This window comes from Bradyrhizobium sp. P2_E8 (genome assembly GCF_056403875.1).
In genome coordinates this window covers 1-628 of record NZ_JBFUES010001848.1, presented here as the reverse complement: position 1 = coordinate 628, position 628 = coordinate 1, and the positions used below count along the sequence as shown (strand labels likewise).

The 628-nt window shown below is 66.7% G+C and carries 1 protein-coding gene; it reads left to right on the top strand.

Annotated features, from left to right (window positions below; all coding sequences use genetic code 11):
• On the top strand, nucleotides 1-328 hold a 328-nt coding region (locus AC1D00_RS44275; RefSeq protein ID WP_477015095.1), incomplete at its 5' end, for a TOBE domain-containing protein.
• Nucleotides 329-628: the final 300 nt, after the last annotated feature.

Here is a 628-nt window from a genome sequence, read left to right as displayed (position 1 = left end):
GCTCAACGGGACTGCGACGGAGGCCGGTATCCTCGGCATCCGCCCGGAGGATTTCGTCATCACCGACCAGACCCCGGCCGGCGGCGTCGCACTTCCGCTCACCGTGGAAGCGATCGAGCGCGTCGGCGCCGAAACGTTCATCTACGGTTCCCGCGAGCAGGAGGAGCAGCGCGTCGCCGCCAACCCCGGCGAGCTGCCGCCCGGCGAGGTCATCGTCCGYATTCCCGGAACCGAGGCTCCCGCCATCGGCGCGAGAATCCGCGTGGCCGCGATACGGCCGAAGCTGCACCTGTTCAGCGGCGACGGGCGGACGCGGCTGGAGGCCTGACCGGTTCCGAGGGCCCCCTCGATCAAAACCGCGAAAACAACCCCATGCACAGTAGAAGGGGGTTGTTTTTGTTGAGGAAATCACACCGCTATTCGTCATGCCCGGGCGTGTCCCGGGCATCCACGTTCTTGGTGCCGCGAGGAAGGTCGTGGACGGCCGGGACATAGGCGAGCGGAAGCGACGCCGTCCTGCAGACGGCTATGCCCGGCCATGACGATCAGGAAGCAAGGCCTGGCGACCGTGGAAGCACTGAATCCACAGCCCCCCGCTACGTCCTTGAACCGACACGGGGTTATGACC